The sequence below is a fragment of the Kribbella aluminosa genome, from assembly GCF_017876295.1.
In the GTDB taxonomy this organism is placed as follows: domain Bacteria; phylum Actinomycetota; class Actinomycetes; order Propionibacteriales; family Kribbellaceae; genus Kribbella; species Kribbella aluminosa.
Window position 1 is genome coordinate 4190381 of record NZ_JAGINT010000001.1, and the last position, 12196, is coordinate 4202576.

A 12196-nucleotide genomic window follows, 5' to 3' on the forward strand; every position below is an offset into this window, starting at 1 on the left:
CGCGGTCAGCCGACCGCGACCTCGTCGGCGACCGGTTCGGCGTCCGGCGTCTTCTTGTCCCGCAGCAGCACCCGCGCGAGCACCGCCGACCCCAGCAGCGCCAGCGCGCTCGCCACGAACGTCCCGGACATCGACTCCGCGAACGCGACCCGCGCGACGTGCACCAGCCCTGGGTCTCCGACGGACAGCGCCTGTCCGATGGACCGGCGCGCCGCGGCGGGCGCCGACTCCGGCATGTTCGCGGTGAAGTTGTTCGCCAGCGCCGAGCCGAGAATCGCGATCCCCAGCGCCGCACCCGCCTGCTGCACGGTGTCGTTGAGCGCCGATCCGACCCCGGCGTACTCCTGCGGCACCGACCCCATCAACGCCGCCGTCGCCGCCGGCTGCGCGAGCCCGGCGCCCGCACCGAACACCCCGAGCGCCAGCGCGACCATCCCGAACCCGTCGTCCGCCGTGAGCGTCGACATCACCCCGAACCCGCCGGCCAGCACCACCAGCCCGGCGACCGTCATCGGCCGGTTCCCGATCTTCTGACCGAGCGTCGCGCCGACCCCGTTCACCAGGATCACCGCCACCGCCATCGGCGCCATCGCGAGCCCGGCCTTCGTCGGCGAGAACCCGAGCACGAACTGCAGGTACTGCGTCAACGCCAGCACCAGCCCGCCGTTCGCGACCTGCAACAACACCAGCGACAAACTGCCCCCGCTGAAGTTCCGGTCCCGGAAGAGCTGCAACGGCACCATCGGTACGTCGGTCCGCACCTCCCAGACCACGAACGCCGCAAGCCCCACCACCGCGAGCGCCAGCGTCGGCCACGAGACACCGTGCTCCGGCAACTCGATGATCACCCAGACCAGCGCGACCAGACCGACCATCGACAGCAGCGCACCGACCGGGTCCGGCTTCCGCCACGGTCCCTTCGACTCCGGCATCAGGATCACCGCGGCCGCGATCGCCAGCACCACCACCGGGACGTTGATCAGGAACACCGAGCCCCACCAGAACTTCGCGATCAGCGCGCCGCCCAGCACCGGTCCGCCGATCAGCCCGACCATCAGCACCGAGCTCCAGATCGACATCGCCCTGCGGCGTTCCGCGTCGTCGAAGACCGTGATCAGCACGGACAGCGTGCTCGGCATCACGATCGCCCCGCCGACGCCCATCAGCACCCTTCCGGCGATCAGCATCTCCGGCGTACCGGCGTACGTCGCGACCAGCGAGGCCGCGCCGAAGATCGCCAGGCCGACGATCATCACCTTCTTCCGGCCGTACCGGTCGGACAGACTGCCCGCGGTCAGCAGGAGGCCGGCGAACACCAGGATGTAGCTCGCCACGATCCACTGGATCTGCTGCGCGCTCGCGCCGAGGTCCTCGGTGAGCACCGGGATCGCGACGGTCAGCACGCCGTTGTCCAGCACCAGCACGAGCGTGCTCAGGCAGAGCACGATCAGGATCAGCCATCTGCGCGGATGCCGAGCGGCCATCGCGCACCTCCTCGAGTCGTTTCTTGAACACTGTTCAGCTTGCTTGAACAGTGTGCAATTAGAACTGAACGTTGGTCAAGTCCTGTACGGCGTTCAAGAATCGGCTAGGGTGGACCCATGGAGGAGTTCACGTCCGTCTGGACCCGGCCGAAGCGCAGCAGCCGGCGCCGCGAGCAGCCCGCGCTCACCCAGGCGCAGATCGTCGCGGAGGCGATCAAGCTGCTGGACGCCGACGGACTGGATGCGCTCACGATGCGCAAGCTCGGCGCAGCGCTCGGCGCGGTCGCGACCGCCGTCTACTGGCACGTCGCGAACAAGGACGAGCTGCTGGAGCTGGTCGTCGACGAGGTGTACGGCGAGATCGACGTACCGCCGGTGACCGATCCGGACGACTGGCGGGCGGCGGCCGAGACCGCGGCCCGGAGCCTGCGGGCGATGATCGTCCGGCACCCGTGGGTGGCGCCGACGCTCGCGGACGTCGGCATGAACTACCTCGGCCCGAACCTGATGCGGGTCTCGGACGAGATGCTGGGCTGCTACCTGGCCGCCGGCTTCGAGCTGGCCGAGGCGGACCAGGCGATGAACACCGTGCTCGGGTACGTGATCGGCGTCGCCTCGGTCGAGGCCGCGACCGTGACCAAGCTCAAGCGGACCGGCAAGGACATGGCAGCCTGGCAGGCCGAGGTCTGGCCGGCCGCGGTCCAGGCAGCAGCGCCGTACCCGAACATGCGCGCGCTGTACGCCGCACACAGCGGCGGCGATCTCGAGGCCGGCGGCGAGGACAACTTCAGCTACGGCCTGGACCGGACCCTGGACGGCATCGCCGCGCGGCTCGCCTGAGTCCTGGTTGCCTTGCGCCTGGTTGCCCGAGGCAACAAGCCTCGGGCCACCAGGACACGCGTCAGTGGGTGATCTTCACCTCGGCGCCGAGCTTCGCCGACTCGTAGATCGCGGACAGCATCTTGGCCATCTCCAGGCCCTGTTCCGCGGTCGCGTCGGCCGGGATCTCGCCGCGGCAGATCCGCAGGAAGTGCTCGATCTGGTTCGCGAACCCGACCTTGAAGTCGAACCCGAGCGAGTCGATCTGCGGCTGGACGTGCAGCAGCGTGTCGTGCCGCTCGGTGACCATCAGCAGCTCCGGCTCGATCTCCGCGCCGCCCTTGTCACCGTGGATCCGGACACTCAGCTCGTTCCGTGCGTGCAGCGAGTACGACGTGTCCACGTCGAGCACCGCCCCACCCTCGAACCGGATCTGCGCGGTCGCGTAGTCCTCGACCGTGTTCGGCCGCGCCGCCGACGCGGCCTTGTACCGGGTCAGGTTCTGGATGTTGTCGCGCGCACCCAGCGGGGCGAACGTCGCACCGGACGCGGACACCGGCTTCGGCATCCCCATCAGGTACCAGCACAGGTCGATGACGTGGACGCCGAGGTCGATCAGCGGGCCGCCGCCGGACAGCTCGACGTCACCGAACCAGCCGCCCGGGTTGCCGGCCGTCCGCAGCAGCGTGGCCCGTGCCGCGTAGATGGTGCCGAACTCACCCGCCTCCAGGAACCGCTTGGTCACCAGTGCGTTCGGTGCGTACCGCCGTACGTACCCGATCTGCAGCGCCTTCCCGGTCTCCTCGACCGCTTTCACCAGCGCCTCGGCCTCGGGCACCGTCACGGTCATCGGCTTCTCGACCAGGACGTTCTTGCCGGCCCGCAGCGCCGCCTCGGCGATCGGGGCGTGCAGCGTGTTCGGCACGCAGACGCTCACCGCGTCGACGGCCGGGTCCGAGAAGATCTCCTCGGGGTCGCCGGTCACCCGCTCGACCCCGAACTGCTCGCCACGCGCCTTCGCCCGCTCCAGGTCCACGTCGCACACCGCGACGAGCTCGGCCTGGTCGTTCTTCTGGTACGCGCTCAGGTGCTCGACGGCGATCGAGCCCAGCCCGATCACTGCAATCCGCGTCGTCATATCAGGCGTTGCCTTCCGTCAGTCGGAGGATGTTGGCCAGCGAACGCTCGATGGCAGGCAGCGGCGCCTCCATGCCCTCGAACTCCAGGCTCACCGGTACGTCGGGCTTGGTCGCGGCCAGTGCGAGCAGTCCGGCCACGTCCACGTCGCCGTGGCCCGTCACCGTGCCGAGCAGGTAGTCGCCGGCCAGCGTCTTCAGCCAGCCGTCACCCGCCGAGCGGCGGATGTGGAAGTCCTTCACGCCGATCGACGCCGCGACGTCGATCAGCCCGGCGGCGGTCTTGCCGGGGACCTCGCCTACGCACAGGCCGTTGCCGAGGTCGAGCGTGACCCGGAAGTTCGGGCGGTCCACGGCGTACACCAGGCGGGCCAGCCGCTCGCTGCCGTTCATGAAGAAGCCGTGGTTCTCGATCGTCGACACGATGCCGAGCCCGGCCGCGTGGTCGGCGACCGCCCGGCAGCCCTCGACGACCTGCGCGAACGTCGTCTCGAACTCGCCCGGGTCCTGCTCCCGCCACGCCCACGGCGCGACGTCGTGCCGGAAGATCCGCGCACCGAACGCGTGCGCGACGTCCAGCTGCCGGCGCAGCCGGTCGACCTCGCCGCTGTCTGCGGTCCGCAGGTCGCCGCTGACCAGGTAGTTCACGATCGGTACGCCGATCTCCTCGGCGTGCTTCGCGGTGTCGCGGACGACGTCCTGGTGCTCCAGGTAGTACTCGCCGTCCAGCGCGGCCACCTCGATGTGCCCGGCCGACGAGGCCGCGACCCAGTCCAGGACACCGATCAGGTCCATCTCGCCGCTCGTCATGAGCTGGCGGAAACAGTACGAGCTGACTCCGAGCTTCACTGCGTGGTCCTCTCCACTTCGTGAATGATGCGGTTCCACGGACTGGGGAAGTCGTGGATACCGTAGATCGCTGACTTCATCCGGTCGAACGCGTTGCCGACCGCCCCGAGCACCACTGCTTCGCGTCCCAGTGCCGCGGCGACGAAGGGTGGGCGCTCGGGGAAGACCAGTTCGTTCTCGACGGCGGCGGCGAGTGGACGGAGCAGCGCGCTGCTGTCCTCCGCCGGTCCGCTGCGGACGACGACCACCTCCGGGTCGACGACCAGCAGGACGGTCGCGATCCGCGGGGCGATCTGGGTGCAGAAGTTCTCGAGCTCGGCCTGCGCGTCGGCGTCGCCGGCGGCGGCTGCTGTCAGTACTTCCGCGCCGGTCGGCCGGGCCGACCAGACGAGTTGTCCCCGTTGGGCGTTGCGTGTCCAGCGCATGCCGCGCTGCGCGCCGAGCTCACCCGCGAGCCGGTGCCGGCCTTGGCGGATGACGCCGTTCAGCACGATCGACACCGACAGCCGATGCCCGATCTGCAGGTAGACGACATCGGAGTACCCACGCCCCGCCCCACCTCGCTGCTCCGCGAGGGCGGCCAACTTGATGTCGTTGTCCACGACGACGGGCAGCCCAAGCTCCTTCCCCAGCAACTCCCCCACCGGCAACCCCACCAGCCCGGGCATCGCAAGACTCGCCCGCAACCGTCCATCAGCCTCGACCACCCCCGGCAGCCCCACCCCCACCGCCCGCAACCGCCCAAGGTCGATCGAGTCGCCCCCCGCGTCCGGAGCACGCCGAGACCCGACGCTGCCGGGCTCCGAGTCCTGGGCGGATTGCCCGCGGTCGCTCGCACTCGCCGCGGCCTCGAGGGCACGCTGGATCAGCGAGAGGTCGGCGGGGCTGTCCGGTGGTACTTCGGCGTACCCGACGCGGCGGCCGGACAGGTCGCAGATGATCGCGCGGGCTCCGCGTGGGCCGAGGTCGACGCCGGCGACCAAGCCGGCCTCGCGGGCGAAGCGGAACGCCCGGGCAGGTCGGCCGGGGCCCGCCGTCGCCGGGCTGGTGCTCTCCACCAGGCCCGCGTCGAGGAGGTCGTCGAGGACGGCGTGCACCGTCGGTCGCGACAGCCCGGTGGCTTCGCTGAGCACGCCGACGGTGCGCGCCTCGTCCGCGTCGGCGAGGAAACGCAGGCAGGCGACCTGGTTCGCGGCTCGCTCCGCCTGCGCGGCTCCGCGTGCAGTCTCCATCGACCCCAACCAATTTAGGAACCGGCTTTAATAAAGACGGTAGCAGAATGGCTTGGGCAACGGCAACGACTGTTGCCGCCGGCAACTGGTGTGTCGCACCTGATCTGCGTGACAGGTCTTTTGCCAGGGAGTTGACCAGCACAGCCCGACCCCGCCAACCCCCGAAGCGGGGAAACAAATTCGCACGGAGCGACGGAAAGTTACCCCGGTCCCCCGCGGACCACGACGAGTCCCCCTGGCCAACCAGCCCTTCCGCCAGGCGCAAGCGCCCTGATCGGGTGGCGGCGGGACACCCTCTGGGGTCTGGGAACAAGCTATTGCGTGTGCCCAGACCCCATTGCTTGTCTACAGCCCCTCCACCCTGCGCGACATCCTCCACCTACCGCTACCGCTGCAGGATGCTGCGTTCGACGACCGTCCAGGTGGTCGTCGTCAGCACGTACACTCCGGCCGCCAGCGGCACGAACGCGACCGTCAGCAACGTCCCGAACGGCAGCAACTGCGCCACCCGCCGAGACAAGGTCGACACCGGGGTCGCGGAAGCATCCAGCTGCCGCAACTGCAGCCGCGCCGAGAAGAACGCAACTACAGCGAGCAACAGAGCGATCACCAGGTACGCCGGAGTGCCGGTCAGGATCGGCCAGTGCGCACCGAGCGGCGAGCCGAACAGGCTCCCGCTGATCAGCTGGTTCGACTCCCCCGCGACCATCGCGCGGGAGAACAGCGTGTACATCAACCAGAAGAACGGCAGCTGCGCGAGCAACGGCAGGAACCCGGCGAACACCGAAGTACCGGACTCCGCCTGCAGCTTCGTCAGCTCACGCTGCAGCCGCTCGGGATCTCCCCGGTGCTTGTCGGTGAGCTGTTTGTACTGCGGCATCATCGCGGCACGGGCCTGCATCCCGCGATGCGCCCGCACGCTGAGCGGGACCAGACACAGCCGGACGAGGAGGGTGCACAGCACGATCGCGATCACAGCGGCGTACGCGCCGGTCAGCGGCTGGAGTGCGGAGACGAGGGACGTGAGCAAGTGATAGGCACCGGCGACCGGTGCCTCCAGGAAGGAAGGCACAGCAGAACTCCACGAGTGAGTAGGAACAGGTAGCGAGGTGGAGCGCTACAGTCCCGGCGCTCGTGGTCGGGGCCTCCCGGCTGCGTCGGGATCCCGGAGGGAGAGATAGGCGGTACGCCGGGCGTTGGCCCGGGTGGCGCTCGAGCGCGCCGGCTGCGGCGAGACCAACGGGTTCCGCGCCGCCGTGCGGGCGACCTGGACCGCCAGGAACAGCAGGGCCGCCGCCGTGAACACGGCGACGGCCAGCAGACCCGATTCCGGGCCGAGGGCAGGCATCGCCAGCGACCACACGCCGGCGAACACCTGCCCCATCGTCATCAGTCCAGGTAGTCGCGGAGCACCTGGGACCGCGACGGGTGCCGGAGCTTCGACATGGTCTTGGACTCGATCTGGCGGATCCGCTCGCGGGTCACGCCGTACACCTTGCCGATCTCGTCCAGGGTCTTCGGCTGACCGTCGGTGAGACCGAAGCGCATCGAGACCACGCCGGCCTCGCGCTCGGACAGCGTGTCCAGGACCGCGTGCAACTGCTCCTGGAGCAGCGTGAACGAGACGGCCTCGGCCGGCACGATCGCCTCGGAGTCCTCGATCAGGTCACCGAACTCGGAGTCGCCGTCCTCACCGAGCGGGGTGTGCAGCGAGATCGGCTCCCGGCCGTACTTCTGCACCTCGATGACCTTCTCCGGGGTCATGTCGAGCTCCTTGGCGAGCTCCTCCGGAGTGGGCTCCCGGCCGAGGTCCTGCAGCATCTGCCGCTGGACGCGGGCCAGCTTGTTGATGACCTCGACCATGTGCACCGGGATCCGGATGGTGCGGGCCTGGTCGGCCATCGCCCGGGTGATCGCCTGCCGGATCCACCAGGTCGCATACGTCGAGAACTTGTAGCCCTTGGTGTAGTCGAACTTCTCGACCGCACGGATCAGACCGAGGTTGCCCTCCTGGATCAGGTCCAGGAACAGCATGCCGCGGCCGGTGTAGCGCTTGGCCAACGACACCACCAGGCGCAGGTTGGCCTCCAGCAGGTGATTCTTCGCGCGCCGGCCGTCCTCGGAGATCCACTCGTACTCGTCGCGGACCTTCTCCTTGAGCTTCGCGGCCTCGTCGGCGATCTGCTCCTCGGCGAACAGGCCGGCCTCGATCCGCTTCGCGAGCTCGACCTCCTGCTCCGCGTTCAGCAGCGGGACCTTGCCGATCTGCTTCAGGTAGTCCTTGACCGGGTCCGCGGTGGCACCGGCGACCATCACCTGCTGCTCGGGCTCGTCGGTCTCGTCGGCCTCGGAGACGATGAAGCCCTGGTCCTCGGTGAGCTCCTTCTCCAGTGGCTTCACCGCGTCCGGGCTGAAGTCGGCCTCGTCCACATCGTCCAGCGCGCGCGGCTTACCGGTCTTCGGGTCGATGGACAGACCCGCCTCGGACACTGCCTTCTTCGCCGGAGCCTTCTTGGCAGCGGCCTTCTTCGCGGGGATACCGTCCTCCTTGGTGCCGGCGGCCTTCACCGCCGCCTTCTTCGCGGCCACCTTCTTGGCGGCCGGCTCGGTCACTCGGGCGCTGGTCCTCGGAGCCGTGCTGCGGGCGGTGGCGGCCACGGCCCGGGCCGGCTCGGCGGGAAGGTTCTCGGACGAGCTGGACGACACGAATTACCTCTCGTCTGACGCAGGGTTTGTACGACGGTACGACTGATGAAGCTGTGGGTGTTGCTGAGTCTTTGGGCACTGCTGTTGGCGGCTGCTCGCTGGTCAGGCGGCGGCAACAGTCCATTGTAATCCGCGAACCAAGCCCACGCGTCGCACGACCCCCCAGAACGGCGCCTTTCCAGGGGGTCGTCGGTCGATCTTTGCTCACCCGTTACGTGTCTGCCGGAGCGGTCGTGCGACGACCGGCCGCCGGACCAGTTGCTGCTCCTGCTTGAACTGCCGGACCTTCACCAGCGACGCCACGTCGATGACGTCGGCGACGGACTTGTACGCGCCGTCCTCGCCGTACGGCTCGGACGCCTCCCGCCAGCCGCGCGGCCGGACCTTGAGCTGCTTGCCGAGCAGCGCGACGAAGATCTTCGCCTTCTGCGCGCCGAACCCCGGCAGGGCGGACAGCCTGGCCAGCAGGTCGTCACCGGACTTCACGTCGGACCACAGGCCCGAGGCGTTCCCGGAGTACTGATCGTCGAGGTGCTTGGCCAGGGTCTGGATCCGGGCCGCCATCGCGGTCGGGAACCGGTGCACGGCGGGCGGGCCGGCCACCAGCTCGACGAACGCGTCCGGATCGTAGTGCGCGACCGTGGGCGGGTCGAAGGGACCGATCATCCGGTGCGCGATCGCTACCGGGCCGGCGAACGCCCGTTCCATCGGAATCTGCTGGTCGAGCAGCATGCCCACCAGCAGGGCGAACGGATCTCTGCTCAACATCTCGTCGGCGTCGGGTTGCTGGGCCAGGCACAGCTTCCTGCTGCGTATCGAAGTCACCTCAGTCCTCCCCTTCGTCGGCCTTCACGGCCAGCACCGGACACGGCGCATCCAGCAGCACCCGCTGCGCGTTGCTGCCGAGGATGAGCTTCCCGACCGGAGACCGGCGCCGCAGCCCGATCACGATGAACTCCGCGTGCACCTGCTCGGCGACGGCCACCAGGTCCTCCGCCGGATCCAGGCCACGGACCAGTTGCCGCACCTCGTACGGCACACCGGTCGCGTCGAGCTGCTCCCGTACCTCCGTCAGCGCCGCGTCGCTTGCCGCGGCTTCGTCGCTGTCGTAGCTGCGCCCGCCCCGATGCGAGTTCACCACCACCAGCTTGGCGTCCCGCAGCGTCGCTTCCTCCGCTGCCCGCCGAAGGGCCGCACGGCCTTCCGCCTTCGGCACATAACCCACGACGATGGTCGTCATCGCCCTGCCTCACCTCCGGGTGTGTGTCGACCCGTCTCGAACGATACTGCTCCCGACCCCGGTCGGCATCCGCTGCATTTGCACCTGTTGTGTCGCACCGGTGACGGAGGGCTGCCGGTGCCCGACTACTACCCGCCGCGGGCTTGCCTAACCTTCCGGTGGCCACACCTTTGCAGGGCTGTCACCGAAAGCGCCACCCCTGTAGTCCGGGTCGTTATCGAACTCGTCCCGGATCGGCCCCCGGAGACCGCCTTCCACGCCGTTGCCCAGGGCAAGAGCGGACCGGTTCCGCCAGGAGGACCGGGGTTCCGCCGGTCCTGTCTCACGTTGTCGCCATCCCTAACCGGTTCAGTCCACACCGGTTCAGTCCACCGGCCACTCGTGCACGGGCGTGTTGTCGTGCATGTGGTCGCGGTACCGGCGTAACATCCCGCGCAATGCGTCCCGGCGACCGTGCGAGCCCTGTGTATACAGGCGATGGAAGACGTCCGCCTGCCAGGACGCACCGTTACGGTTCGTGAGGCAACGCTGCTCGACGATGCCGAGCAGCCGATCCCGCACCGCCACGTCGACGCCCCAGGCATCGAGACCGCGAACCGCCAACGGCAGCAGGCGTCTGAGCACCAGCTCGGTCGCGCGCGCCGTACCGACGCCCGGCCAGAACACCTCGGCGTCGATGCCGTTCCGGGCCGCGGCGTGGAAGTTCTCCTCGGCGGCGCTGAACGACATCTGTGACCAGATCGGCCGTTCGTCGTCGGCCAGCGCCCGGACCAGCCCGAAGTAGAAGGCGCCGTTGGCAATCGTGTCGACCACCGTCGGGCCGGCCGGCAGCACGCGATTCTCCACCCGCAGATGCGGCTTCTCCCGGACAACGTCGTACACCGGGCGGTTCCAGCGATAGATCGTCCCGTTGTGCAGCCGCAACTCCGAAAGTGCTGGCGTGTCGCCGCGGTCCAGCACCGCGATCGGATCCTCCTCGGACGTGACCGGCAGCAGCGCCGGGTAGTACCGCGAATTCTCCTCGAAGAGGTCGAAGATCGAGGTGATCCACCGTTCACCGAACCAGACCCGCGGGCGCACGCCCTGGGTCTTCAGCTCGTGCGTACGGGTGTCGGCGGCCTGCTCGAACAACGCGATCCGGGTCTCGCGGAGCAGCTCCTTGCCGAACAGGAACGGCGAGTTCGCCCCGACCGCGAGCTGTACGCCGGAGATCGCCTGCGCGGCGTTCCAGTACCGCGGGAACGCCTCCGGCGTGACCTGCAGGTGGAACTGCGTCGACGTACAGGCGGCCTCCGGGACGATGCTGTCCGCGGTCACCTGCAGGCGTTCGACGCCGTCGATGGAGATCTGCACGTCCTCGCCACGGGCGGCGAAGATCTGGTCGTTGAGCAGCGCGTACCGCGGGTTGGTGCTGAGCGCGTCCCGGCGGATGTGCTCGGTCAGCAGGGTCGGCAGGATCCCGACGATCACCATCGACGAGCCGGTCCGGGCCGCCTTGTCCTCGGCGGCGTTCAGGCTGTCCCGGATGTTCGACTCCATGGTGTCCAGCCCGAGCCCGTCGATCTGCCCGGGCGGCACGTTGATCTCGATGTTGAACTGGCCGAGCTCGGTCTGGAACGCGTCGTCCTCGATCGCGCTCAGCACCTCGGCGTTCTTCATCGCCGGGTCGCAGTGCTCGTCGACCAGGTTCAGCTCGATCTCGATGCCGGTCATCGGACGGTCCGGGGCGAACCGGTTCTCGCGCAGCATCCGCGCGAAGGCGTCCAGATTGCGGTGCACCTGCTCCCGGAACGCGGTCCGGTCCGCCCGGCTGAACTCGACCCGGTCGACTTCCTCACCCATCAGCGGCCTCCCCTGGTGGATCCCCCACTACTGCATGGCCTCAGTGTGCCTGAAGGTGCCCCGCCGCGCGCTGTTCAATCGCGTCGCGGTCAGACCGGGTACACGATGAAGTCGTCGCGCTCGATCCGGACCGGGTCCGCGCCTGCCTCGGCGAGTACGTCGATCAGCTCGGTGAGTACGGCGGGACGCAGCTGGAGGACGTGCTCGCCGGGGTGCTGGTCGGCGCCCATCTCGTAGTCCTTGCCCGGCTCGGCGGTCATCTCGATGTGCGCGCCCAGTACCCACTCCACCGGCTTGCCTCCGGCAACGAACTCCCCCAGCCGCGCGATGCTCGCCCGGTACGCCGGCCAGTCGAAGACGTAGAGCCTGCCCGGGTACAGCGAGTCGCCGGTGAACAGGATCCGCGTGTCCCGGTCGTACAGCGCGAGGTGCGACGCGTGATGGCCCGGGATCGCCACCACGTCCAGCACCCGTCCACCGAGGTCCAGCTGCCGTACGCCGTTCGGCCAGTCGGCGAATCCGAAGTACCGTGCGACGTCCTCGGCCGACCTGCCGACCGCCTCCGGGAACTCGGGGTCGCCGCCGACGTGGTCGCCGTGACCGTGCGTGTGCGCGACGACCAGCTCCCGCACCCCCGCGAGCCTCTCGACCAGCGGACGCAGCGGCACGTCGCCGGTGCCGGTGTCGAGCAGGAGGGCGTGGGTCGTGCCGAGGAGGAGGTAGAGGAACGGGCCCTCGAAGTTGGTGCGGAGGGACTGGCGGATGATCGCCGTACGGTCGTCGTACCAGTGCACCTGGTGCTCAGGAGTGGACGGGTCGAGGCCGTCGTCCCAGCGGTCGGGGAAGCTCATGCCGGGAATTGTCGGTGACACTGGCGACAATTGCCCA

The 12196-nt window shown here is 69.1% G+C and carries 12 protein-coding genes; 1 reads left to right on the plus strand and 11 read right to left on the minus strand.

What is annotated here, in order from left to right:
• Nucleotides 1–5: 5 nt before the first annotated feature.
• Complete coding sequence (locus JOF29_RS20105) at nt 6–1484, minus strand: MFS transporter (protein ID WP_209695696.1); 1479 nt, start codon at nt 1482–1484, stop codon at nt 6–8.
• A gap of 117 nt (nt 1485–1601) precedes the next feature.
• Here JOF29_RS20105 and JOF29_RS20110 point away from each other — a divergent pair, with 117 nt between their 5' ends.
• Nucleotides 1602–2324: a TetR/AcrR family transcriptional regulator gene (locus tag JOF29_RS20110; RefSeq protein ID WP_209695697.1), complete on the plus strand. Its 723-nt coding sequence runs from the start codon at nt 1602–1604 to the stop codon at nt 2322–2324.
• Nucleotides 2325–2385: 61 nt separating this feature from the next.
• Here the strand turns inward: JOF29_RS20110 and JOF29_RS20115 are convergent, their stop codons facing one another.
• The 10 genes from JOF29_RS20115 to JOF29_RS20160 form a co-directional block, all read right to left on the minus strand.
• Nucleotides 2386–3441, minus strand: coding sequence for a Gfo/Idh/MocA family protein (locus JOF29_RS20115; protein WP_209695698.1), 1056 nt, complete (start codon nt 3439–3441; stop codon nt 2386–2388).
• Between the two features lies 1 nt (nt 3442).
• Entirely contained in the window at nt 3443–4288 is an 846-nt protein-coding gene (locus JOF29_RS20120; protein WP_209695699.1) for a sugar phosphate isomerase/epimerase family protein, read from the minus strand.
• Nucleotides 4285–5520 carry an ROK family transcriptional regulator gene (locus JOF29_RS20125; RefSeq protein WP_209695700.1) on the minus strand — a complete coding sequence of 412 codons (1236 nt, stop codon included), beginning with the start codon at nt 5518–5520 and terminating at the stop codon, nt 4285–4287. The genes JOF29_RS20120 and JOF29_RS20125 overlap by 4 nt, the downstream gene beginning before the upstream one ends.
• Nucleotides 5521–5905: 385 nt before the next feature.
• Nucleotides 5906–6592, minus strand: a complete 687-nt coding sequence (locus JOF29_RS20130) for a YidC/Oxa1 family membrane protein insertase (RefSeq protein ID WP_209695701.1) — start codon at nt 6590–6592, stop codon at nt 5906–5908.
• A 45-nt stretch (nt 6593–6637) separates the two neighbouring features.
• Nucleotides 6638–6910: a DUF6412 domain-containing protein gene (locus tag JOF29_RS20135; RefSeq protein WP_209695702.1), complete on the minus strand. Its 273-nt coding sequence runs from the start codon at nt 6908–6910 to the stop codon at nt 6638–6640.
• Nucleotides 6910–8226 (minus strand): RNA polymerase sigma factor, encoded by a 1317-nt coding sequence (locus JOF29_RS20140; protein WP_209695703.1) that lies wholly within the window; start codon nt 8224–8226, stop codon nt 6910–6912. The genes JOF29_RS20135 and JOF29_RS20140 overlap by 1 nt, the downstream gene beginning before the upstream one ends.
• Before the next feature lie 204 nt (nt 8227–8430).
• Nucleotides 8431–9051 (minus strand): HhH-GPD-type base excision DNA repair protein, encoded by a 621-nt coding sequence (locus JOF29_RS20145; RefSeq protein WP_209695704.1) that lies wholly within the window; start codon nt 9049–9051, stop codon nt 8431–8433.
• Nucleotide 9052: 1 nt separating this feature from the next.
• Complete coding sequence (locus JOF29_RS20150; RefSeq protein ID WP_209695705.1) at nt 9053–9466, minus strand: universal stress protein; 414 nt, start codon at nt 9464–9466, stop codon at nt 9053–9055.
• A gap of 363 nt (nt 9467–9829) precedes the next feature.
• Nucleotides 9830–11308 (minus strand): glutamate-cysteine ligase family protein, encoded by a 1479-nt coding sequence (locus tag JOF29_RS20155; protein ID WP_209695706.1) that lies wholly within the window; start codon nt 11306–11308, stop codon nt 9830–9832.
• Between the two features lie 89 nt (nt 11309–11397).
• On the minus strand, nt 11398–12159 hold the full coding sequence (locus JOF29_RS20160; protein ID WP_209695707.1) for an MBL fold metallo-hydrolase: 762 nt from the start codon (nt 12157–12159) through the stop codon (nt 11398–11400).
• Nucleotides 12160–12196 lie beyond the last annotated feature (37 nt).